The 23,184-nt window shown below is 41.9% G+C and carries 16 protein-coding genes; 13 read left to right on the top strand and 3 right to left on the bottom strand.

The window, feature by feature from the left end:
* Positions 1-4 precede the first annotated feature (4 nt).
* Both HMPREF9449_RS03610 and HMPREF9449_RS03615 read right to left on the bottom strand, forming a co-directional pair.
* Positions 5-508, bottom strand: a complete 504-nt coding sequence (locus tag HMPREF9449_RS03610; RefSeq protein ID WP_009135871.1) for an urease subunit beta — start codon at positions 506-508, stop codon at positions 5-7.
* Positions 509-516: 8 nt separating this feature from the next.
* On the bottom strand, positions 517-819 hold the full coding sequence (locus tag HMPREF9449_RS03615) for an urease subunit gamma (RefSeq protein WP_009135872.1): 303 nt from the start codon (positions 817-819) through the stop codon (positions 517-519).
* Between the two features lie 289 nt (positions 820-1,108).
* Here HMPREF9449_RS03615 and HMPREF9449_RS03620 point away from each other — a divergent pair, with 289 nt between their 5' ends.
* From HMPREF9449_RS03620 to tsaA, 5 genes are read left to right on the top strand one after another with little or no spacing between them, the layout of a single operon-like run.
* On the top strand, positions 1,109-3,157 hold the full coding sequence (locus tag HMPREF9449_RS03620; protein WP_009135873.1) for a TonB-dependent receptor plug domain-containing protein: 2,049 nt from the start codon (positions 1,109-1,111) through the stop codon (positions 3,155-3,157).
* A complete protein-coding gene (locus HMPREF9449_RS03625; protein ID WP_009135874.1) occupies positions 3,154-4,239 on the top strand; it encodes an ABC transporter substrate-binding protein in 1,086 nt (361 codons plus the stop codon). Before HMPREF9449_RS03620 ends, HMPREF9449_RS03625 begins: the two co-directional genes overlap by 4 nt.
* The gene (locus HMPREF9449_RS03630) at positions 4,229-5,293 is read left to right on the top strand and encodes a FecCD family ABC transporter permease (RefSeq protein WP_009135875.1); all 1,065 of its coding nucleotides are present in this window, start codon (positions 4,229-4,231) and stop codon (positions 5,291-5,293) included. The genes HMPREF9449_RS03625 and HMPREF9449_RS03630 overlap by 11 nt, the downstream gene beginning before the upstream one ends.
* The gene (locus HMPREF9449_RS03635) at positions 5,284-6,042 is read left to right on the top strand and encodes an ABC transporter ATP-binding protein (RefSeq protein ID WP_009135876.1); all 759 of its coding nucleotides are present in this window, start codon (positions 5,284-5,286) and stop codon (positions 6,040-6,042) included. The genes HMPREF9449_RS03630 and HMPREF9449_RS03635 overlap by 10 nt, the downstream gene beginning before the upstream one ends.
* A gap of 18 nt (positions 6,043-6,060) precedes the next feature.
* Complete coding sequence (tsaA, locus tag HMPREF9449_RS03640) at positions 6,061-6,963, top strand: tRNA (N6-threonylcarbamoyladenosine(37)-N6)-methyltransferase TrmO (RefSeq protein WP_009135877.1); 903 nt, start codon at positions 6,061-6,063, stop codon at positions 6,961-6,963.
* 248 nt (positions 6,964-7,211) lie between these two features.
* On the opposite strand, the gene HMPREF9449_RS03645 is transcribed toward tsaA, so the two are convergent.
* Complete coding sequence (locus HMPREF9449_RS03645) at positions 7,212-7,832, bottom strand: DUF488 domain-containing protein (protein WP_083833152.1); 621 nt, start codon at positions 7,830-7,832, stop codon at positions 7,212-7,214.
* Positions 7,833-8,269: 437 nt separating this feature from the next.
* Here HMPREF9449_RS03645 and HMPREF9449_RS03650 point away from each other — a divergent pair, with 437 nt between their 5' ends.
* The 8 genes from HMPREF9449_RS03650 to HMPREF9449_RS03685 all read left to right on the top strand — a co-directional run bounded on the left by HMPREF9449_RS03650 (position 8,270) and on the right by HMPREF9449_RS03685 (position 23,167).
* Positions 8,270-10,312 carry a beta-N-acetylhexosaminidase gene (locus HMPREF9449_RS03650; protein WP_009135880.1) on the top strand — a complete coding sequence of 681 codons (2,043 nt, stop codon included), beginning with the start codon at positions 8,270-8,272 and terminating at the stop codon, positions 10,310-10,312.
* A gap of 221 nt (positions 10,313-10,533) precedes the next feature.
* The gene (locus HMPREF9449_RS03655) at positions 10,534-12,756 is read left to right on the top strand and encodes a heavy metal translocating P-type ATPase (RefSeq protein WP_009135881.1); all 2,223 of its coding nucleotides are present in this window, start codon (positions 10,534-10,536) and stop codon (positions 12,754-12,756) included.
* A gap of 485 nt (positions 12,757-13,241) precedes the next feature.
* Complete coding sequence (locus HMPREF9449_RS03660; protein WP_009135882.1) at positions 13,242-13,472, top strand: heavy-metal-associated domain-containing protein; 231 nt, start codon at positions 13,242-13,244, stop codon at positions 13,470-13,472.
* A gap of 26 nt (positions 13,473-13,498) precedes the next feature.
* A complete protein-coding gene (locus HMPREF9449_RS03665; protein WP_009135883.1) occupies positions 13,499-13,981 on the top strand; it encodes a hypothetical protein in 483 nt (160 codons plus the stop codon).
* 382 nt (positions 13,982-14,363) lie between these two features.
* The gene (locus HMPREF9449_RS03670) at positions 14,364-15,797 is read left to right on the top strand and encodes a Gfo/Idh/MocA family protein (protein ID WP_009135884.1); all 1,434 of its coding nucleotides are present in this window, start codon (positions 14,364-14,366) and stop codon (positions 15,795-15,797) included.
* A gap of 163 nt (positions 15,798-15,960) precedes the next feature.
* Positions 15,961-18,303 carry a glycoside hydrolase family 95 protein gene (locus tag HMPREF9449_RS03675; protein WP_009135885.1) on the top strand — a complete coding sequence of 781 codons (2,343 nt, stop codon included), beginning with the start codon at positions 15,961-15,963 and terminating at the stop codon, positions 18,301-18,303.
* Between the two features lie 155 nt (positions 18,304-18,458).
* Complete coding sequence (locus tag HMPREF9449_RS03680; protein WP_009135886.1) at positions 18,459-20,801, top strand: ABC transporter permease; 2,343 nt, start codon at positions 18,459-18,461, stop codon at positions 20,799-20,801.
* A 26-nt stretch (positions 20,802-20,827) separates the two neighbouring features.
* A complete protein-coding gene (locus tag HMPREF9449_RS03685; RefSeq protein WP_009135887.1) occupies positions 20,828-23,167 on the top strand; it encodes an ABC transporter permease in 2,340 nt (779 codons plus the stop codon).
* Positions 23,168-23,184 lie beyond the last annotated feature (17 nt).

Below are 23,184 nucleotides of genomic sequence, written 5' to 3' on the forward strand. Positions count from 1 at the left end.
TGATTTACTTTTTTTGTTTATTTTGGAAGTCGGCTTCTGCCTGTGATTCATTGATATCTTTAAAACCCAGTTTTTTTGCTCTTGCTATCGCACGGATACGTTCCGGGAAATAAGTCGGAGCATCTTCACCTCCGGTATAGCCTTGTACCAGGCCGTTGAATCCCATGACGCATCGTTTGCCGGCGTAGGCTACGACTTCGACTTCTTTTTCGTCTCCGGGTTCGAAGCGGATAGCTGTAGTGGCCGGGATATTTAAATGACATCCGTAAGCTGCTGCACGATCGAATTCCAGATAACGGTTTACTTCAAAAAAATGAAAATGAGAACCGATTTGAATAGGACGGTCGCCGGTATTGTGTACGACGAGTTTCGCTGTATATCTGTTTTCATTATAGGTGATCGGACTGTCTGACAGAATCTCTCCTCCGACGGGAACATGTTGTTGAGGAGTGAATCCTGGTGTAATCGGCTCTTGAGCCGGTGCTTGTGTGTTTTTGTTGTCTTCCATAGTGCTCTTTATTTAATAGGTTGGTGGATACTGACCAGACGACTTCCATCCGTAAAAACGGCCTCTACTTGTATCAGAGAAATCATTTCTGCTACACCTTCCATCACATCGTCTTTGGTCAAAACTTTAGTGGAATCAGTCATAACTTCTTCCAAGGTTTTTCCTTCACGTGCTCCTTCCAGAGCTGCGGAACTAATATAAGCTACTGCTTCGGGATAATTTAATTTCAGACCTTTTGCTTTGCGTCGCTCAGCAATGGCACCCAGAGACAAAAGCATAAGCTTGTCAATTTCTTTTGGAGTTAAGTGCATATTTTCCTGTTTTTAGTTAGTAAAAGAAAAATTTCTGATTGTTTATAATCAGATTTTATTATTTCAATATTTCTATACGACGAAGTGTACAACTTGTTTCATTAATTAAATATTATAGATAAAAAAATGCCAATTATATTAAATTGGATTTCCTTCGGAGGTGTAATTCTCCGAATCTGGGCCGGGAAAGGTTAAGGGAACGGACGAAAATATTTTAAGAAATTTTATTTTGGATTTTGAACTTTTTAAATAAGATACCGTATGAGTTAAGAAATTTAAATGAATGGTTATGAATAAAAAATTTCTTTTGGTCTTTCTTTTTTTACTTTTTCTTCTGACCGTTTATGCTCAACGCCGGGATATAGATACTACACTGAGGCTGGAGGAAGTCGTCGTGACGGGATCACGGTCGGCACGCCATATGAGCCAGAGTCCCGGACGTATTGATATTATTACCCCCCGGGTTTTACAAAACAGTCCGGTTCAGAGCATTGACGACATTCTTTCTATGATTTCAGGGGTAAATACCACTCGTTCCAACGGAATTGTGGATATGCATACGAATGTGAGTATACGTGGGTTGTCCGGAGACGAACAGGGCCGTACCTTAGTATTGTTCGACGGAGTGCCTATCAATACTTCCGACGAAGGATCGGTCAATTGGAACAGCATTCACATGGATAATGTTCAGCGGATAGAAGTTTTTAAAGGACCGGGTTCTTCTTTGTATGGTAATAATGCAATGGGCGGGGTGATTAATATTATCAGTAAAAAAGCCCGGCAACCCTTTTCCATAAATGCTTCGGCTTCTTATGGTTCTTTAAATACCTGGCTGGCCAGTCTGGGAATTTCCAGTAAGCTCAGTGATAAATTTTCGGTTTTTCTTTCCGGATATTATAACAGAAGTGACGGCTTTAACAACATACCCGATAGTTTACGTACCGTGCCGGATTATAGTGTACCCCGCTTTATGAAAGAAGGGGGCGTTTATGGTAAAATTTTGTATAGCCCGGACTCTTTGTTCAATATCGATTTCGCTTGCGATTTGTTCCGGGATAAACGGGGTGAAGGAGAAAAAATACAAGCTCCGGACGGAGAATACCGGCATTTTGATCACAACCGGATACAAGGAAGATTCTACGGAGAAAAAAGAGCGTTTCATTATAGTCTGGCTCTCTATTTTCAACGACAGGATTATTTTAGAATAGACGAAAGGATAAAAAAAGAAGTTTATCAGCGATTTGACGTAAAGTCACACCGGGATGATTGGGGTGGGATTCTGAATTTCGGATTGACAGGGAAACGGAATCATTTCAGTATAGGTGCCGAATATAAAGAGGGAAGCGTGGACGGTGGAGATCATTATGTGACCTCTCCGGATAAAGTGCTGAACCGGGGAACGATGACTTTTGTGGCCGTATTTGCGCAGGAAGAATTTTCTTTTTTACGGGAAAAATTCTGGTTACAACTCGCTGTCCGGTATGATAATGCTTTTTTTCACAAGGGATGGTTTGAAGCGAAGGGGGATGCTGTGTCCGATTTTAATACCTATAACGGGGATTTAAAAGATAATCGTTGGGAACATCTTTCTCCCCGCTTGGCCTTGCGGTTTAATCCCAGTAAGCGGGTTTCTGCTTATGTTTCTTATTCACAGGGATTCAGAGCTTCTATTCTGGACGATTTGTGCCGCTCGGGCTGGATGTGGATCGGACCTAAGATTGCCAATCCCGATTTAGGACCGGAAACATTGAATAATTATGAGGTTGGGGGGACGTTTTATATTTTCAGGAATTTGTCATTGGCGCCTTCGTTTTATTATGCTGAAGGAAAGGATTTTCTGTATTATGTGGCTACGGGAGAAAAGCTGTGGGGAAAACAGGATATTTACCAGCGCCAGAATATTTCCAAAGTACACGTAAAAGGTGTAGAAGCGGATTTGAATTATAATGCTTCTTTCGGTTTGGCTGTCAATGTAAATTATTCCTACAATGAATCGAAAGTGAAAGAATTTGACGAACGTCCGGAACTAAATGATAAAATACTGACTTATGCTCCAAAACACCAGGTGAAAGGCAGCGTCATGTGGACAGGTGGTGTTGTGGATGCAACCATACGGGGACGTTATAAAACGAAACAATATACGACAGAAGATAATGAGTCTTCTATTGCCGGATTTTCGACTTGGGATGTCCAGCTTTCCAAGTGGTTTTTTGAACGCCGCTTGTATGTCGGAGGAGAAATTATCAATGTTTTTGATAACCGCCATATGAATACAAAAGAGTATATGTCAGCGGGTAGACTGATGAATGTTAAATTAGCAATCCATCTATCAAAATGAGTAAGTTTTATGCTATTTTTCTTTTATTACTCGTTTTTGCCTGTCAGGCAAAGTCGGGAAAAAATTCCGTTCCTACCCGTAAGGTGACAGATGCCTTGGGAAGAGAAGTGGCTCTTCCGGATACGGTAAACCGGGCTGTTTGTATCCGGGCTTCTGCCATTCGCTTAGTCACTTATGCCGGAGGTGTTCCTTTTATCTGCGGTGTAGAAGAACAGGAAACTCGTGAAAATGTTTTTACCCATCTTCTGGCTCATCCGGAATTAGGGAAAAAACCCCTTATCGGTCCGCAGATGGGAGGGGATGCAGAATTAATTATGGCCGTTCAGCCGGATGTGATTTTTATGTCTTCAACGACGGCTGGTGATGCCGACGATTTACAACGACGCACCGGCATTCCTGTCGTAGCATTGGAGTACGGTGATCTGGGTGCGAAACGGCCCATATTTTATGCATCCCTTCAACGGATCGGAGAAGTATTGCATACAGAAGGAAGAGTGGATTCCCTCATTCGCTATACGGAAAATCAGATTGCCGAACTACAACAAAGAACGCAACACAAAGGGGAAAATAAACGGGTATACGTAGGAGGAATTGCTTATAAAGGCCTGAAAGGGATCACTTCAACCGACCCGTATTATGCAGCTTTCGGTTTTTTAGGAGTAGATAATGTGGCTTCTGCTATTGATTCGGCTTATGTATCACCGATTACCGGTACTTATATCGATTGGGAACAATTGGTCGATTGGGATCCGGAAGTGATATTTATAGATCGTTCCGGCTGGCCTTTGGTAAACGAAGATTTTAAAAACCGGGAAAAACTGAATCAACTATTGGCCGCTTATCGGAATCAGCAGGTTTATGCTTTGTGGCCTTATAATAATAACCATACCAATTTTGAAGTGATGCTGATAAATGCCTGGTATGCGGGGAAAATCCTTTTCCCCGATCAGTTTCAGGATATTTCCCTCAGGGATAAGACGGATGAGATTTTGGTGGAATTTGTCGGACAACCTATCGGTCAGGAATTACGTACAAAATGGGGGGATTATGAGAATCTATTAACCGAAAATCATGAACGATGAGGTTTTAATTCAATATAAACGCTATCGGGCTCGTAATAAACGATTTATTATTTTTATTTTACTCTTATTGGTTCTGATTGGAGGAATAGCTTTACTGGCTGGTTCACATTGGATTGGAGGGAAGGAAATCCTGGCTTTGTTGAGGAGAGACGGAACTGCCTTGGAGTATCAGATTTTGTTGAATATTCGTTTGCCACGGGTATTAGCGGCCGTGATTACAGGGATTATTCTTTCTGCTTCCGGAGCCCTTATGCAGATATTACTCCGGAATCCCCTGGCGTCGCCCTATACTTTGGGGATTTCCAATGCCGCTGCTTTCGGGGCTTCCTTCGGAATTGTGTTCTTAGGGGCAGGAAGCAGTATTGCCCGTTCTTCGGATTTGTTTATGATCACGAATCCTTATATAGTTACTGTTGCTGCCTTCCTGGGAAGTTTGTTGGGCTTGGCCATTATTCTGATGATTGTAAAAGTAAAACAGGCTTCCGTAGAGACGATTATTCTTTCAGGAGTAATTATCAACTCATTATTTGGAGCAGGTATAGCGGTTATGCAATATGTGGCGGATAACGTTCAGCTGGCCTCTATCGTTTTCTGGACGTTTGGGGATTTAGGGCGGGGAGATTGGTATAAGCTGTTTTTTATGCTGATCGTATTGATACCGGCTCTCTTTTATTTCTCTATAAAACGATGGGATTATAAAGTGTTGTGTTCCGGAGATGATTATGCCAAAAGCATGGGGGTTAATCCGCAACAAACCCGTATCTTAGGCTTAGTTATTACCTCTCTGTGTACGGCAGTTGCTGTGTCCTTTTTTGGGGTGATTGCTTTTGTCGGACTGGTCGTACCCCATATTGTGAGGAAATGTATTGGAGATAACGAGGAGTTTTTGATTACGGGCTCTGCTGTCTTTGGGGGGATGTTTTTACTTTTGTGTGATACGGTTGCCCGGACGATCATTTCTCCTGTGATTTTACCTGTAGGAATATTGACGTCGTTTTTGGGAGTTCCTTTGTTTTTATTTCTAATAACCCGCAGGAAAGTAAGATGCGAATAAAAGTAAATCATATATCTTTTAGCTATAACGAGCTACAGGCCTTAAAGGATATTAGTTTTGAGGTGGATACGGGAGATATGCTGGCTATTATCGGACAAAACGGTTCCGGTAAGAGTACTTTGCTGAAATGTATGAACCGTATATTGAAAATAAATCAAGGGAGTATAGAAATTAATGAACGTCCCTTGTCTGCTATTTCTCCGGCTAAATTGTCGCAAATCATGGCTTATATCCCTCAAACGGAAGAAGCCAGAACGGGACTGACGGTTTTTGATACGGTATTATTAGGACGTAAACCTTATATTAGTGGCAAACCTTCTGCCCATGATTTGGAATTTGTTTCAGAATTATTGTTCCGGCTGGAGTTGGAAGAAGAAGCCATGCGTACGATAAATACGTTGAGTGGAGGACAACAGCAACGGGTATTTATCGCCCGGGCCTTGGCACAGCAACCTTCTATTCTTTTATTGGATGAACCGATTGCCAATCTGGATATATACCATCAGATGAAGGTGATGAAATTGTTACGGCAACTCTCGGCAGAAGGGATAACTGTAATTATTACCATCCACGATATCAATATGGCAGCTCGGTTTTGTAACAAAGCATTGATGCTGAAACAGGGGACGGTTTTTGCTTCCGGCGATCAGTCGGTATATGTTTCTGCTAATATAGAATATTTGTATGATATAGAAGTGGAAGTCGTCCGTTATAAAGATAATATTTGTATTATGCCCAAAAATCTTTAAATAGAAAATTTGTAAAATATGTTAACTCTTATATTAACTGTTATGATTACCTTACACCCAATAGGTTATGTTCACAATAAATGTATGGAGTCTATGACTCCGGAACGGATTAAACAAGAAATTTCGGAAATTGAAATTCTTCCGGAGTATGCAGAAGGCTTGAAGAGTGTGGAAGCTTGCCGGTATTTGGACCTTGTATTTTATCTTCATCAAAATGAATGTGTACAATTCACTACTCCCATCCGCACCGGTGAGGAAAGGGGAGTTTTTGCCACCCGTTCGCCGAATCGTCCGAATCATTTGGGGATTACGACGGTAAAACTGAAAAAAAGAGAGGGAAACAAATTATATGTAGAGGGAGCTGACGCTTTAAACGGTTCTCCTGTTCTGGATTTAAAATGTTGTGATACTTCTGTTTATGAACAGGAGAATATTCACAATGCTATTCGGGTTGATTCTCCCCGTATCGATATTGTCCGCAACATTTTGAGTAATGAGACAAAAGAATTGTTGTTGAAATCTGCTCAATTACACGGACATATTTGTCCGGGGCTGGCTTTGGGAGTTTTGGGAGCCACCACAGTTATGCAAAAGCTTTATGAACAAGGAGAAGATAGTAAAGATTATATATTGACAGTGGAGATGCAAAATTGTCTGGTGGATGCTTTGTTATTTGTAACAGGATGTACCCCCGGTACGCATCGGTTTCAGGAAGGAGATCCTGCCCGGATGAGTTTTTCTTTAAAAAACCGGGAAGGGCGAGGCTGGGAGGTCCATTTGAAAGATTCTAACCGGGCATGGATTGCTAAACAAGTGCCGGCTTCTTTTTCTGTTGCAGAAAAAGGATTTGCTGTATTGCAACTCTGTTTTGACGATCTTTTCGAAATGACGGAATTATCCGGAAAAAGTTCTGAAAATTAGCGATATACCCGGATTCCTTTATTCCGCATATCAGCTTTGTTCAACAATACCCTCCAGTGAGCTATTTTATAAAAATCCGGACATAAATCCTCCTTCAATAAATTACACATTAGGGACGTGCCCTAATGTGTAATTTTTAGAACCGAAATATCCCGGAAAATCATTTTTAATAGGTTGTTAACTTCAGCGGAATAACTTAATTCTCGTCTTGGGGTTATTTCTGTATTTTTACACACTAGGGCACGTCCCTAATGTGTAAAAGGTTTGTAAGCGATACTTTTTTCTTTCAACCGATAGGCTATTTTCAGGCGCTCTTCTTGTCCGATATGAGGATTAAAAAGATCGGCTTTGGGTAATTTTTTTTCGTATTTTTCCAAAAGTAATTTTTCCAAAAACGAATTATCGACACAGGTTTTGTCTTTTAAAATATGGGTCACTGTAAATCCGTGCCGGACAAGATAATAAGCAATTAGAACAAAGCGATGGCAATCGAACGGGTCTGATTGGGAACACATCAGAGCAATTCGATATCCTTTTTGTAATCCTTTTTTCAGTCTTTCGATACCGGCAAGAAAGGGTTTGCTCTTTTTTATTTTGTCGAAGTCTACTTTTCCGTCTATATCTAACATTGATAGATCCTGAGGGCGTGCTCCGAATTCTGTCCCCATATGTATATAAGTAATTTGGTGAGCTTCCAGAAAAGGCCTTAAATTGCTTTCATTATATTGAGGATTATATGTACTGGCAGCAAATTGACGTACATCTACGATACAATTAATTTCATACTTTTCAAGCAATTCCTTAAAATAATCCAGGGAATGAGTCGAATGGCCTATGGTATAAATTCTTTTTTCCGTTTCCATGTTCATTGCTGTAAATTGAATCTAATGTATTATATACGAAAATAATAAAAAATAAGATGATGGAGGAAGCCCAGTTTTTATTACACATTAGGGACGTGTCCTACTGTGTAATTTTAAAGGTATTTGATCCAGAATGCTCAGTTGGTTGTCAAAATTTAGGTAAAAATATAAGAGAAGAGTATTATTATTGCGATTTTTTTATTTTTGTTTTTAATTACAAAAATAGAAAGAGGTGTTAAGTTCTTGCTTCAAAATTGTGAGAATAATAGTAGGTGAGAATGAAAAATAATATTTTTGTAACAAATCGAAAAAGAGAAGTTTGATAGAGGTATTTATGTGTATGGAAAGAATGTCATTGCTTATTTTTCTTTATGTTTGTAAATTCGGATTTTGAAGGGGATAGCTTAGGGATATTCAATAAATCAGATAAAAATAATTTTGGTATGAAAAGTGTTTTATTTTGTGTTTTCATGTGGATCTGTTGTATATTTTGTGGACCAGTTAGTAATGCTCAGGATATAGGGGAAAAAGGTATTATTCCCCGGCCTTTGATTCAGACTTCAGGGGAAGGCTTTTTTTATCTCCGGAAAAATACGGAGATCTATACTTCTCCGGAAGGTAAGCAGGTTGCTTTGCAACTGGCAGAACTGTTACGGAAGTCTACAGGGTATCGCTTACCGGTGAAGGAAGGGGTGACGGAAAAGAAAAATACGATATGTTTAAGTATCTGTACGGAATTGGATACTTTAGGGCGGGAGGGATACCGCTTACAGATAGCACCGGAAAAAGTGTCGTTCACAGCATTGGATAAGGCGGGGCTGTTTTATGCCATGCAAACTTTCCGGCAATTGTTGCCAGTTAGTATAGAGAAAAATGCAGTGGTAAAAGATGTTGTTTGGAAAGTGGCTTGTACGGAAATTGTGGATAAACCCCAGTATTCTTGGAGGGGATATATGCAGGATGTCAGTCGTACGTTTTATTCTGTAGAGGTAATCAAGAAATATTTGGACGTGATGGCGCTTTATAAGCTGAATGTACTTCATTTCCATTTGACAGATGACCAGGGATGGCGTATAGAAATTCAGAAATATCCCAAACTGACTTCACCTTTGACGACGCGTTTTGCTGAAAAACACAAGGAGCCGGAAGAAAGAAACGGTTTTTATACCCAGCAACAAATCAAAGAACTGGTGGAATATGCTGCTGAGCGACATATTACGATTGTGCCGGAAATAGATATTCCCGGGCATAGTTGGCCTACTCTTTTGGTTTATCCGGAATTAGGGGTGAATGATAAACATTATCCGGAGTATGTATTTCCGTTTTTAGCATCCTGGGGATATTGGGGAAATCAATTTACACCCAATACGTTGGATCCTACAAAAGAAGTTGTTTACAGTTTTCTGGACGATGTATTCGAAGAGATCGCTGCACTTTTCCCAGCGGAATACATTCATTTTGGCGGAGACGAAGTAAGGCATATCGTATGGGATAAAGAACCTCATATTACGGCTTTTAAAAAAGAGCATGGCATGCAGAACAGTTTGGATTTACAGAATTATTTTGTGGGACGGGTATGCCAGATTATTAAATCGAAAGGGAAAAAACCGATCGGTTGGAATGATATCTTGGAGAATCCGGAGGGGCTTACCCGGGAAACGGCTATTATGTCCTGGGTAGGAGAGGAAGCTATTGTAGAAGCGGCCGAGAGGGGTTTTTATACGGTTGCCACTCCGACCGATTATCTATATTTTGATATTACTCAAGCGGACCGTAACGATGGAACGATGTCGGATCTGGCTTATAGAAATATCAATTCCATAGAGCGTATTTACAATTATGATCCGGCCCACGGATTAAAGCCGGAACAGAAGAAATATCTTTTAGGAGTACAGGCTAATATGTGGACGGCTGTTCCGCAAGAAGTGAAAGACATGAATGTTCAGAATTTCCCTCGTTTATTAGCAGTAGCTGAAATTGGATGGACTTCCGGGAAGCAGAAAGATTTTACAGCATTTGAGCAGAGATTACAACAGCATTACGGACGGCTGGATCAGTTGAAAATAGATTATTACCGTCCCGGTGGATATATCACGGGACATTGGCATCCTGAAATATTGTCTTTAGCCTACCAACCCCTGACTTGGGATGTCAGTACTAAGGTGTATACGAACGGCCGGATTATTGCCGGTTTCTTCTATACTCATGGGGAGAATTATATGAATATTCGGAAAGTAGAATTGTTAGAAAATGGAAAGGTTATTTCTACGGATGAGCATCAGGGATTAGCGGATACCTTCAGAGGGACAAATAAGACAAAAACTTTCCTTTATCATTTACAGGTGGATCATTATAATCCAGACGCCGTCTATACTTTAAGAGCGGAAGTGAAAGGACAGGGAGGAACCGATTCCTATGGGAATTTTACTTTTAATCAATCGCCTTTCCGGCCTTTTATGGAGATTGAACCCCACGTGGAAAAATAGAATTGGATTCGTTTAAATAGTTGAACTTTTAGGATCCTGCTGCCGGATTAAATTTCGAAGGAAGACAGGGATTTAGGGGATATTGCAAAGGCGCTTATCCCCTAAATCTGTGTGTTCCCGGTTTCTATAGAATGGAATCCAATAAAAAATCGATTAAGAGAGCGGGTATTTATTCTGTTTTGCTTAATTTTGTGAATCAGAGAACGAATAAACAAAAAATTATGACAAAGAGCGGGGAAAAGAAAGAAACGTTTTATGTAGTTGGGATGAGTTGTGCGGGTTGTGCAACCAATGTGGAAATGACTTTGTCAAAACAGAAAGGGGTAAAAGAAGCAAAAGTAAATTTTGCTTCTTCGACTGTTTGGGTGGTTTATCAGGAGGAAGAAACGAATCCCTTGGAATTACAGAAGGCGGTACAGGCAGTGGGATATGATTTAATTGTTGAAGAAGAAGAGAAAAATGAGATCGAAGAGAGGCAGGAAGCGGAATACAGACAATTGAAAAGGAGAACTGTAGGAGCCCTGTTGCTGGCTTTACCGGTTTTTATTATCGGGATGTTTTTTATGCATATGCCTTATGGGAATTGGATTATGTTGGTTTTTACCCTTCCGGTACTGACGATTTTCGGACGTCGTTTTTTTGTCAATGCATGGAGGCAGCTGAAACATGGGCATGCTAATATGGATACTTTGGTAGCGGTGAGTACAGGGGTTGCTTTTTTGTTTAGTTTGTTTAATACTTTATATCCGCAGTATTGGACGAATCAGGGGATAGAAGCTCATGTATACTATGAGGCGGTAGCTGTCATTATTGCATTGATTTTATTGGGAAGGCTGATGGAAAGCAGAGCGAAAGCCAATACGTCGACAGCTATACGTAAGTTGATCGGTTTACAACCTCAGACCGTTATCCGGGTGGCAGAGGATGGAAGTGAAACGGAGGTTCCGATAAAGATCGTACTGGCAGGTGATTTGTTATTGGTAAAACCGGGCGATAAGATACCGGTGGATGGCACGGTACAGGAAGGGCATTCTTTTGTGGATGAGAGTATGATTACCGGAGAACCGGTGCCTACTGAAAAGGTAAGTGGTAGTAAGGTGTTTGCTGGTACGATCAACCAAAAAGGTAGTTTCCGTTTTATGGCGGAAAAAGTTGGGAATGAAACTTTACTGGCCCATATTATTAAAATGGTACAGGAAGCTCAAGGGAGTAAGGCGTCGGTACAACGGTTAGTAGATAAAATTGCCGGTATTTTTGTTCCGGTCGTAATCGGTATTGCTATTCTTACGTTTGGAATATGGATGTTTGCAGGAGGGGAACAGGCTTTTACGCATGCTTTACTGACGTCTGTAACTGTTTTAGTTATTGCTTGTCCCTGTGCATTGGGATTGGCAACTCCGACAGCTATTATGGTTGGCATTGGAAAGGGAGCTCAGCATAATATATTAATTAAGGATGCGGAAAGTTTGGAAATGCTTTATCGTGTAAGAGCGATTGTTTTAGATAAAACAGGTACGATTACAGAAGGGAGACCGGAGGTCAGGGATATTCTTTGGCATCCGGATGCAGAAGAAAGGAAATGGATGCCTGTATTGTTGCATTTGGAAAGTAAGTCAGAACATCCTTTGGCGGAGGCTGTGGTAAAGTATTTAATTGAGAAGGGAATTCGTTCCAGTTTATCCGGAACATTTGAAAGTCTTACCGGACAAGGGGTAAAAGGAACAGTCGATGGGGAAACATATTGGATTGGAAATTACCGTTTGCTGGAAGCGAATGGTATTTTAAGGACGGAAGAACAAAGGGAGCAGGCGGACAGCTTACAGTTGTCCGGTACGACGGTTGTTTATTTTGCAAATCGTCGTCAGGTATTGGCTTTAATTGCCCTTGCAGATCGCATAAAAGCGGGCTCTGAATCTGCGGTGCATCAGTTACAGGCGCAAGGGATAGAAGTATATATGTTAACGGGAGATAATGCTGTAACGGCGCGGGCGGTAGCAGATCGTATCGGAATAAAACATTACCGGGCAGAAATGATGCCTTCGGATAAGTCTGATTTTATAAAAGAACTACAGTCACAAGGTAAATGGGTCGCTATGGTAGGGGATGGTATCAATGATTCGCAGGCTTTAGCCCAGGCGGATGTCAGCATTGCTATGGGACAGGGGACGGATATTGCTATGGATGTGGCCAAGATTACATTAATTACTTCTGATTTAAATACTATTCCTAAAGCTGTTGCTTTGTCCCGACAGACGGCAGCGGCTATCCGGCAAAATCTTTTCTGGGCTTTTATATATAATTTGATCGGCATTCCTTTGGCAGCAGGAATATTATATCCTTGTTGCGGTTTTTTGTTGAATCCGATGATAGCCGCCGCTGCTATGGCTTTCAGCTCTGTTTCAGTGGTCGGAAATAGTTTGAGAATTAAAGCGAAAAAGATATAATCAGAACTTACCGTCATATAGTTTTTTCCGGCTTTCCCGGAAAACGATAAGTATTCCTTTTTTCTTTGCAGGACAAGTTGCGGAGGGAGATGTCTCCGGTGCTGATAAGCGAATTTTCGGTTCAGAGTAAGCTATTGTTGTATGGCGATAGTCAGATATTATTCCGAACAAAGTTCCGCTCGTCTAAGCCGAAGGCGTGCCAATCAGCAGTGCACTGATCCCGGTGGTTGGTCTCTTAAACCTTTTCTTTTTCTCGCCTGTCTGTTTGGAAAATAAAGGTTTTTCAGGAAGGGAAAGGAGAGCGGAAGCTTATCGGCAGGTAAAAATTACACATTAGGGCACGTCCCTAGTGTGTAATTTAATGAAGTTTATTAATTTTATATACAAGGTAAAATCTATTTGTAAGTTTTATTGATTGAAGGGAAAAGTTAGGAAACTTTCCTCGGGAGGGACTCGTTCTAATAGGTGAGAAGAAAACAATAGAGATGGGTACAACCTATACATTTAAGACGAATTTGAAATGTAAAAATTGCGTAGCTAAAATAAAACCGCAGTTAGACAGAGTAGAGCAGATTGAAAAATGGTCGGTAGATCAGAGGGGAAATGACAGTATGCTGTCGGTTGATATGGAAGGCGGGGAACCGTCGGTTATTGAAAAAATACTTCTGGGTGCCGGATACAAAGCTGAATTCTATTCAAAAACAGAAGATAAATAATCAATAAACCATTTAAAAAAAAAGCTATGAACGACAAGATGAATGAAAAATCACAACAGAAGCATTTTTCCCATAATGAAGGAAATCAACAGAGTTTCAGAACGGATGGATCAAGTCAGGATTATTCACAGAAAGTGGGAAATCAAGACAACAGCATGAACGACAAGGCTACTTCTTACGGACAATCTCAGAACAATGACAAAGATTACAATCAAAAAACGAACGAAGAAAGATTAGGCCATAGCCAAACCATGCGGGATGAAGTAAATGAAGACCGGAATATGGGAAATGATGTGGAAAGAATGCATACAGAAGGAGATGAACCCAATTTAGGAGACTCTATAAAAGCTGAGTCCGGAAAATATGCAAACGACGGTTCACAGACAGGTGCCAGAAGCAGTGAAACTGGCCGCTCTGATTCACAAAATAACGGTCCTTTCCAAGAAGGACGTTCACAGAATGACTCTTATCGTACGGGTCAGTCCTCTGATTACAATAATCAGAAATAATTTTAAATTAGAAACTAACTTTTAATCTTAAAACCATGAAAGAAGAAGGAAAGAGTAGCAGACAGACGGGACGTAGCTCTTCAAAAAGCGGAGCTTCCTCCAGAAGTGAATCTTCAAAAGGCGGAAGAACATCACGTAGTAGCCAATCCAAAAACAACAATTCTAATCAGAATGAAGAAGGCTGCAGATAATTAAAATATCTGAAACAGCTGAAGTCCGGCAAAGCAATTTTGTTTTGCCGGATTTTTTTATGTATGGAATCTTTGTAAAAAAATTTACATTCTTTTGTAGGTTCCTACTAAAAATAATATATCTTTACCCCTGCAAACGGTTGAGGTTGGTGTGTTGAAATTTGTATTAATAATTTATAAATCATTTACCTATGTTGAAAATTTTAAATTTTTTAGCTATTGCCTTGATGTTTACGGCCTGTTGCGATGCTTCTGCCAAAAAGGAAATAGCAAGTGCGGGAGTGGTTCAGCCTATTGTTTTGGATCAGCCGGCTCGGCCAGCTGGGCAGGAAGATGTAATTGCTTTGACTGCTCCGAAAATGGATACGGTCCGGGTCGGTTTTATTGGTTTGGGTATGCGCGGTCCGGGAGCTGTAAAACGGTTTACTTATTTGGAGGGAGTGAAGATTGTGGCTTTGTGCGACATACATCCGGAGAGAGTGGAAGCTGCTCAGCAAATTTTAAAGAAAGCGGGTTTACCGGAAGCTGTCGGTTATTCGGGTACGGAAGAGGCTTGGAAACAATTGTGTGACAGGGAGGACATTGATTTGGTTTATATTTGTACCGATTGGAAGCGTCATACTCCTATGGCAGTATATGCTATGGAGCATGGGAAACATGTGGCTTGTGAAGTGCCCATCGCCATGACTGTGGCAGAATGCTGGGAATTGGTCAACACTTCAGAAAAGACGAGAAAGCATTGTATGATGCTGGAAAATTGCTGCTATGACTTTTTTGAAATGGCTACTTTAAATATGGCTCAAAAAGGTGTGTTAGGTGAGATTGTACATGCAGAAGGGGCTTACATCCACGATTTGCGTTTTCTGAATTTTATGGATCCGAAAGAAGGGGGATATAATGATTGGTGGCGCTTGGATTATAATGCCGAACATACAGGGGATCCTTATGCTACTCACGGATTGGGACCGGTGACTCAGGCATTGAATATCGGACGCGGGGATCGTTTAGATTATCTGGTGTCTTTGTCCAGCGATCAATTTGGGATGACTGCGTATGCTAAAGAAAAATTCGGAGAAGATTCCGAGATGGCCAAGCGTGAATACAAAATGGGAGATATGAATACCACCGTAATCCGCACCGCCAACGGAAAGACGATCATGATTCAACACGATGTGACCAGTCCCCGTCCTTATAACCGTAAACATTGTTTAAGTGGTACGAAAGGATATATCGAAAAATATCCGAATCCGGGGATTGCTTTGGATCCGAATGATAAATTGGCTGTAAAATTCGATAATCTGGGGGCTCATGGTTTCCTGAACAAAGAACAGTTTGCCAAAATGATGAAGGAATACGAGCATCCGATTACGAAGGAAGTAGGAGAGTTGGCTCGTAAAGTAGGAGGACATGGAGGGATGGATTTTATCATGGATTATCGTTTGGTATATTGTCTGAGAAACGGTTTACCACTGGATATGAATGTGTATGATGCTGCTGATTGGTCCTGTATGGGTGAGTTAACAGAGCTTTCTGTAAAGAATCACGGGGCTCCGGTTGCCTTCCCGGACTTTACCCGGGGATCCTGGAAAAAGCAGCAGGGATACCAGCATGCCTTTGCGAAATAAGTGCCGTAAAATATGTAAAAAAGCCGTTTTATTTAACGGCTTTTTTTATTGAAAGGATACTTTGTTCAGCTGTTCGGAAAGGTGAATACGCTGAATGTGTGTTTTGTGTATCGGTAAATCGGGCACTTTTAGATCTTTGAAGCTATTTAAAATCGTTTTTAGGATGAAGAGAATATTTTCATTTTTTGTTATTTTGTTATTGTTTGCTGAGGTGAAGGCCCAGGGATTAACGCTTTGGTATGAACGGCCTGCTCTCGACTGGATGAATGAGGCATTGCCTGTTGGAAACGGGTATATGGGAGCGATGTGGTTCGGAGGACCGGTTCGGGATGAAATCCAGCTGGCAGAGGAAAGCTTTTGGGCGGGAGGCCCGGGTGCAAGTAAAAGCTACAAAGGGGGAAATAAGGAAGGGAGTTGGAAATATTTGAAGGAGGTAAGAGAATTATTAGAGTCAGGGGAAAAAGAGAAGGCTGCGGAACTGGCCGGGCGTTATTTCGTCGGGGAAATTACACCGACAGAAGCGGGAGACCAGTTTGGGGATTTCGGGGGAAATCAGCCTTTTGGATCTTTGGGCGTTACCGTTGAAGCGGCCGATACGTCGTGGACGGATTACCGGCGGAGTCTGGATTTGGAAAGGGCGATGGGAAAAGTCGAGTACGATATGGGAGGGACGCATTTTCGGAATACTTATTTTGCTTCTTATCCGGCTCGTATGTTCGTATTTAAGTATACTAATAATGCTCCTGGGGGAAAGGATTATCGGGTGACATTTGAAACCCCTCATCAGGGAACGAAAATAACGGTCCGGAAAGATTTGTGGATTATACAAGGAAAACTGGCTTCTAACGGTTTACCTTTTGAAGGCCGGATAAAAGTCAAAACAGATGGAAAGATTCGTTTTCAAAAAGGGGTTTTCCGGATAGAAGGAGCCAAAAATACAGAATTTTACGTTTCTATCGCTTCGGCTTATGCGAATACATATCCGCTGTATAGGGGGAACGACTATGAGGAGGTAAACCGGAAAGCTATCGAAAGGGCAGAGCGGGGGACTTGGGAGGATTTGCAAGCGGAGCATGAAACGGATTACCGCTCTTTGTTTGAACGGGTGAAGCTGGAGCTGGGACACAGTGGTTTGGAAAAATTACCGACGGATAAACGGCAGCTCAGGTATAGCTTGGGAGCCTATGATCCGGGATTGGAAGCGTTATATTTTCAATATGGCCGCTATTTGTTAATCAGTAGTTCCCGCCCCGGTACTTTGCCTGCTCATTTGCAAGGGCGCTGGAATCATCAGTTAAATGCGCCTTGGGCTTGCGATTATCATATGAATATCAATTTGCAGATGATTTACTGGCCGGCAGAAGTGGCGAATTTGAGCGAGTGTCATTTGCCTTTACTGGAGTATATCGACAAATTACGGGAACCGGGCCGGGTGACGGCGCGGGAATATTTCAATGCCCGGGGGTGGGTGGTCCATACGATGAATAATGCTTTTGGCTATACGGCTCCCGGCTGGGATTTTTATTGGGGATATGCGCCGAATAGTGCTGCCTGGTTATGTGCTCATCTGTGGGAGCATTTTAATTATACCCGGGACCGGGAATTTTTAGGCCGGAAAGCTTATCCCATTATGAAGGAAGTTGCCCGGTTTTGGATGGATTACCTGGTGGCGGATGAGGACGGTTTTCTGGTCTCTTCTCCTTCCTATTCACCGGAGCATGGGGATATAGCGATAGGGGCCACAATGGATCAGGAAATTGCCTGGGATTTGTTTACGAATGTGCTGCAAGCGATGGATTATGTAAAAGAAGACCCGGCTTTTGCCGACAGTGTTTCGGATTTCCGGAAGCGTTTATTGCCTTTGAGAATAGGAAAATTCGGACAACTGCAGGAATGGAAAGAAGACTTGGATGATCCCGGGAATACTCATCGTCATATTTCGCATTTATATGCTTTATTTCCGGGGCATCAGATTTCCCTGGAGGAAACGCCGGAATGGGCGAAGGCGGCGAAACGCAGTCTGACCTATCGGGGCGAGGAAGGGACTGGCTGGTCGCTGGCCTGGAAAATTAACTTTTGGGCCCGTCTGCAGGATGGAAACCAGTCGTATAAGATGCTTCGGAATCTTCTGCGTTCGGCCAAGGGACAGGAAAATTTTTCTAATCCTTCCGGGAGCGGTTCCTATTGCAATCTATTGTGTGCTCATCCGCCTTTTCAGATAGACGGGAACATGGGAGCTGTGGCCGGAATAGCCGAAATGTTGCTACAGTCGCATGCCGGAATGCTCGATTTACTTCCGGCCTTACCTGCTGCCTGGCCGTCGGGATATGTAAAAGGACTGAAAGCCCGTGGAGGCTATACAGTGGATCTCGTTTGGCAAGATGGTTTGCTGAAGGAAGCTGTGATCCGGGCTGATGAAGCGGGAAAAGGAAAGATAAGGTATAAAGGAAAGGTGCAATCCCTCCAATGGGAACCCGGTGAAGAGATTAGGCTAAACTGGGAGTAGAGAATAAAATAGTGTAAATATTTTATACGCCGGATGTCAAAATAATAGACATCCGGCGTACTTTTTTAGAATATAATATATTGATAAACAATTGTTTGTCAATTGTGGCATATTTTTTGTTCCCAGCCTAAGCAAGTATATAAATTTTAATTTCTATGAGAAACCTGGCTTCTTTTTCGCGGCTTTTCAGGACGGCTTTCCGGAACAAAGGCTTGACGTGCATTAATATTTTCGGCTTGGGTGTAGGTCTAGCGGTCGCTTTATTTTTGATGGTTTATCTGCATTTTGAATTTTCGTTCGACAAGCATTTTAAGGATGGGGAGCGGATCTACCGGGTACTGAGTGTTTGGAACGAGGGGAAGGAAGTGACCAATTACCCGATTAATTTTGGTATTCTGGCTCCTACCTTGATGAAAGAAGTGCCTGAGGTGGAAACGGCCAGCCGTTTATATACATTCGGCGATATGGATTTACACGTTGAAAACGGAGAAAAAATAAAGGTAAATACTTATCAGGTTGATTCTTCTTTTTTGCAGATTTTCAGCTTTAAATTATTGGCTGGGAATCTGGACGGGGCTTTGGATGAACCGAATACCTGTGTCATTACCCGGAGTACGGCCGATCGTTTTTTCGGTGTGGAAAGTAATCCGGTTGGAAAAAGTTTGAACGGGGACAAGGGGTCCTCCATGGAAATAAAAGCTGTTATCGAAGACATTCCACTGAATACCCACTTCCGTTTCGATTTGTTGACTAAACTACCGGATTACGGTTGGGGTGGACTGGAATATTATACCTATGTCAAATTCCGGCCGGGGGTGGATTATGCGGTGGCGGCAGCGAAATGTAATGAGATAAATAAAAATCTTTTGTCTACCCGTTTTGCCAATTATGACAGTCAGTTTGAGAGTATAACAGAACCTTTGGCAGATATTCATACGGCTACAAAATCTGCTTTTGATTTGAGTCCTACTGCTAGTAAATCGAATCTGATTTTTATTATAATCGTTACCATTTTTATTCTGGCAATTGCCTTATCCAATTTTATTTCCCTGTACATTATTCAGGGAGAAAAGCGGGCAACCGAAATCAGTGTGCGGAAGACAAACGGGGCAGAACGGAGCAGCATTATGAAGATGTTGTTTGGGGAGACGACATTGGTAACAATCATCGCATTCGGTCTGGCGATTGTACTTTATTATTCTTTTTCGGGAGTATTTGCCCGGCTGATCAATTTCAACCTGCCGAGAGAAGTGGGGGTAACGGGGATGATGTGGATTTATTTTGTTTTATTGTTCCTGGGCGTAACATTGATTGCCGGCGTTTATCCGGCTTATTATTTATCCCGGTTTAATCCCATTGAATTGGTCCGGAAAACGGTCATGCGGAAATACAAGCTGACGGCTACTTCGGTGGTCATACAATTTTCGGTAGTTATCTTTTGTATATCGGCATTGTTTGTCGTTTTCCGCCAGCTCGATTTTATGAAAAAGATGCCATTGGGTTTCGATGCCGATAATGTGATGGCTGTTGGGATTGTTACGGACGTAAAACAATATGAGGGATTGCGTTCAGATCTTCTTCAGTATCCTTCGATTGTAAATGTCGCTATTTCCCAGGGACATCCGTTGAACGGTTGTAGCGGACAGGGGCTTCGTCGTACCGATCAATCTGAAAAAGAAAGTGTAACCATAGACGAAAGGCGTGCGGGACCTGGTTATTTTCAGGTATACGGAATTCCGATTCTCGAAGGCCGGGAATTGAAATACGAGGGGATGATGGATTCTGCCAGTATCGTATTGACAGAAACGACGGTTGCGGCCCTTGATCTGGAAGATCCGCTAGGGAAGAAAGTCATGTTCAATGGTATGTCGATGACAGTGGTGGGGATAGCCAAAGACATTCATTACGGCTCTGCCCGGCAAAAAATAGGAAGATTGGTATATACAGCTTATCATCCCCGTTTCTGGATGATGGGAGTAAGGTATCAGCCCGGTAGGTTTCAGGAAGCCAAAACGGCATTGGCTACCGTAATGGAAAAACATTTCCACGGGGATCCTTACGGGGTTATGCTGCTCAGGGATGTGGTAAACAATCAGTATTGGCAGGATGAAGTCACTTCCCGTATTCTGATGAGCGGAACTGTTTTGGCGATTATTCTGGCTTTATTGGGATTAATGGCGCTGATGGGATTCGTGGCTCATCAGAAACGCAAGGAAATCGGTGTACGCCGGGTCATGGGAGCCCAGATCGGAACCATTGTTTACGATCTGAACCGTTATGTTTTGATCCGGATTTTGCCGGCTGTCCCGATAGGGATTGCTTTCAGTTATTTTGCCATGTACCATTGGTTGCAAAATTTTGCTTATACTATTTCTTTAAGTTGGTGGATTTTTGCGGGGGCTTTGCTGTTGACATTTGTCATCGTACTATTGACATTATTGTATCAAAGTATTCATTCGGCTACGGCGAATCCGGTAGATGCACTGAAATCAGAGTAATAAATTTTTAATTTAACATAGACCCTATGAATTTTTCTTTCGCTCGTTTGTTGCGTACAGCTTTTCGGAATAAGGGGCTGACCTTGATCAATATTACGGGTTTGAGTGTAGGTTTAGCCGTAGCTATGTTTTTATTAGTATACCTGAGTTTTGAATTTTCATACGACAAACATTTTAAGGATGCTGACCGGATCTACCGGGTTATTTCTATCGGAAAAGGGCAGAATGAAGTAATGACCATTCCTTTAACCCTTTATCAGGAATGCGATCAGCTGTTGAAGGAAGTTCCGGAAGTGGAATATGCAGCCCGTTTATTCCGGCAGGGAGGAGGGATATTTGAGACGGAGGAGCAGGTCGTTTTAAACATAGAAGGCTATGTGGTGGATTCTTCTTTTCTGAATATTTTTGATTTCCCAGTCGTTTACGGGCAGTTGGATGGGGCTTTAAATTCGGTAAACCAGTGTGTGATTACCCGTAAATATGCCGAGGCTTTTTTTGGCTCGGGAGTAAATCCAGTAGGGAAAACACTGACGCATAAGGAAGAGAAAAAAAATTATCAGATTTCAGCCGTTATCGAAGATATACCTGAAAATACTCATTTTAAATTCGATATTCTGACGAAGTTGATTGATTTAGGATACGGTAGCGCGGAATATCTGACTTATTTAAAATTCAAATCCGGAATCGATATGCCGCTGGCCATTCAAAAGGCTGAAGAGGTGACGAAGGGAGTGTTGGAGACTAGTTTTGCCGGTATGGGGTATACTTTTAGCAGCCTTGTGGAACCGGTTGCTTCCATTCATTTTTCTTCTCCGGTCACTTTCGATTTAAAACCGAAGGGCAATACATCCAATTTGTTGTTTGTAAGTCTGGTCGTGCTGTTTATACTGGGAATAGCTATTAGTAATTTTATTTCCCTTTATATTATTCAAGGAGAAAAGCGGGCTAGTGAAATTAGTATCCGTAAGACAAACGGTGCGATGCGTAAAAGCATTCTGTCCCTGTTATTCGGCGAGACCTTTTTTGTCACTTTTATTGCTTTTGTGTTGGCTGTCATTTTGTATTACAGTTGTTCCGAGTGGTTTGCCCGTTTTATTCATTTTAATCTGCCTCCGGATAGCGGTTTGACGGGAAAGATGTGGGGTAATTTTGTCCTCTTGTTTGTCGTTGTAGCTATATTAGCGGGAGGGTATCCGGCTTATTATCTATCGCGATTCACTCCTATCGATTTGATCCGGAAAGCGGTGACGCGAAAATATAAATTAACAGCGGCTTCGGTCGTCCTTCAATTTTCGATTGTCATCTTTTGTATTTCGGCATTGGGAGTGGTAATGAGGCAATTGGATTATGTCAGGAATTTACCTTTAGGGTTTGAAGCGGATCAGGTGCTTACGACCTTTGTAAATTCGGATATACAGCAATATGAAGTATTGAGAAATGAACTGATGCAATATCCGGAGATAACGGAGGTGGGTGTAGGGCAGGGAAATATAATTTCCGGCTGGAGTGGGGGAGCCCTTCGTTTGCCTGCTCAGGCGGAAAAGGATCAAATTGGGGTAGATGAAAGACGGGTAGGACCCGGTTTTATGAATGTTTTCCGGGTTCCTGTTTTAGAAGGAAGGAATTTTACCAATAACTGGGAGGCGGAAAAAGATAATATTATTTTATCCGAGTCTACGGTCGCTGCTTTGGGATTGGAAAATCCTTTAGGACAAAAAGTTATATCGGGAATGCACACTTTTACCGTGATCGGGGTAGCTAAAGATATCCATTATACTTCTGCTCATGAAAAGATAGGGAAGATGGCTTATACGTTTTATGCTACTGATTACTGGAATGTTTCCGTTCGCTATAAAGTGGGGGAATATCAGCAGGCGAAGGAGAAATTGAGCAATGTTTTAAAAAAACTATATCCGGGGGAGCCTTTTTCTGTAAATACCATCCGGGATCAAATTCAGTATATGTATGTTCAGGATGAGGTGGTGGCGCGTATATTATCAGGCGGAACGATCATTGCTATTACCTTGGCTTTATTAGGATTACTGGCCCTGAGCGGATTTGTTGCCCGGCAAAAACGAAAAGAAATCAGTGTACGCCGGGTCATGGGAGCGCAGGTGAAGGATATTATTTGGGGGTTAAATGGCTATATTATTGTCCGGATTTTACCGGCTATACCGTTAGGAATTGCTTTGAGTTATTATATCATGAAGGGTTGGCTGAGAAATTTCGCCTATGCGCTTCCGCTGAGCTGGTGGATCTTTGCAGCTGCTTTGTGTATTACGTTATTTATTGTCGTGCTCACTATTTTCTATCAAAGTATACGTTCTGCAACAGCAAATCCGGTGAATGCTTTGAAAAGTGAATAATCGGAGGGCTGCTGTAC

The sequence above is a fragment of the Odoribacter laneus YIT 12061 genome (assembly GCF_000243215.1).
Lineage (GTDB): Bacteria > Bacteroidota > Bacteroidia > Bacteroidales > Marinifilaceae > Culturomica > Culturomica lanea.

Bases quoted from the DNA above. Each gene is read 5' to 3' on its own strand.
- HMPREF9449_RS03630 (WP_009135875.1), top strand. From the start codon at position 4,229: ATGAACGATGAGGTTTTAATTCAATATAAACGCTATCGGGCTCGTAAT.
- HMPREF9449_RS03615 (WP_009135872.1), bottom strand. From the start codon at position 819: ATGCACTTAACTCCAAAAGAAATTGACAAGCTTATGCTTTTGTCTCTG.
- HMPREF9449_RS03635 (WP_009135876.1), top strand. From the start codon at position 5,284: ATGCGAATAAAAGTAAATCATATATCTTTTAGCTATAACGAGCTACAG.
- HMPREF9449_RS03680 (WP_009135886.1), top strand. From the start codon at position 18,459: ATGAGAAACCTGGCTTCTTTTTCGCGGCTTTTCAGGACGGCTTTCCGG.
- HMPREF9449_RS03675 (WP_009135885.1), top strand. From the start codon at position 15,961: ATGAAGAGAATATTTTCATTTTTTGTTATTTTGTTATTGTTTGCTGAG.
- HMPREF9449_RS03625 (WP_009135874.1), top strand. From the start codon at position 3,154: ATGAGTAAGTTTTATGCTATTTTTCTTTTATTACTCGTTTTTGCCTGT.
- HMPREF9449_RS03685 (WP_009135887.1), top strand. From the start codon at position 20,828: ATGAATTTTTCTTTCGCTCGTTTGTTGCGTACAGCTTTTCGGAATAAG.
- tsaA (WP_009135877.1), top strand. From the start codon at position 6,061: ATGTTAACTCTTATATTAACTGTTATGATTACCTTACACCCAATAGGT.
- HMPREF9449_RS03645 (WP_083833152.1), bottom strand. From the start codon at position 7,832: ATGAACATGGAAACGGAAAAAAGAATTTATACCATAGGCCATTCGACT.
- HMPREF9449_RS03650 (WP_009135880.1), top strand. From the start codon at position 8,270: ATGAAAAGTGTTTTATTTTGTGTTTTCATGTGGATCTGTTGTATATTT.
- HMPREF9449_RS03620 (WP_009135873.1), top strand. From the start codon at position 1,109: ATGAATAAAAAATTTCTTTTGGTCTTTCTTTTTTTACTTTTTCTTCTG.
- HMPREF9449_RS03610 (WP_009135871.1), bottom strand. From the start codon at position 508: ATGGAAGACAACAAAAACACACAAGCACCGGCTCAAGAGCCGATTACA.
- HMPREF9449_RS03665 (WP_009135883.1), top strand. From the start codon at position 13,499: ATGAACGACAAGATGAATGAAAAATCACAACAGAAGCATTTTTCCCAT.
- HMPREF9449_RS03660 (WP_009135882.1), top strand. From the start codon at position 13,242: ATGGGTACAACCTATACATTTAAGACGAATTTGAAATGTAAAAATTGC.
- HMPREF9449_RS03655 (WP_009135881.1), top strand. From the start codon at position 10,534: ATGACAAAGAGCGGGGAAAAGAAAGAAACGTTTTATGTAGTTGGGATG.
- HMPREF9449_RS03670 (WP_009135884.1), top strand. From the start codon at position 14,364: ATGTTGAAAATTTTAAATTTTTTAGCTATTGCCTTGATGTTTACGGCC.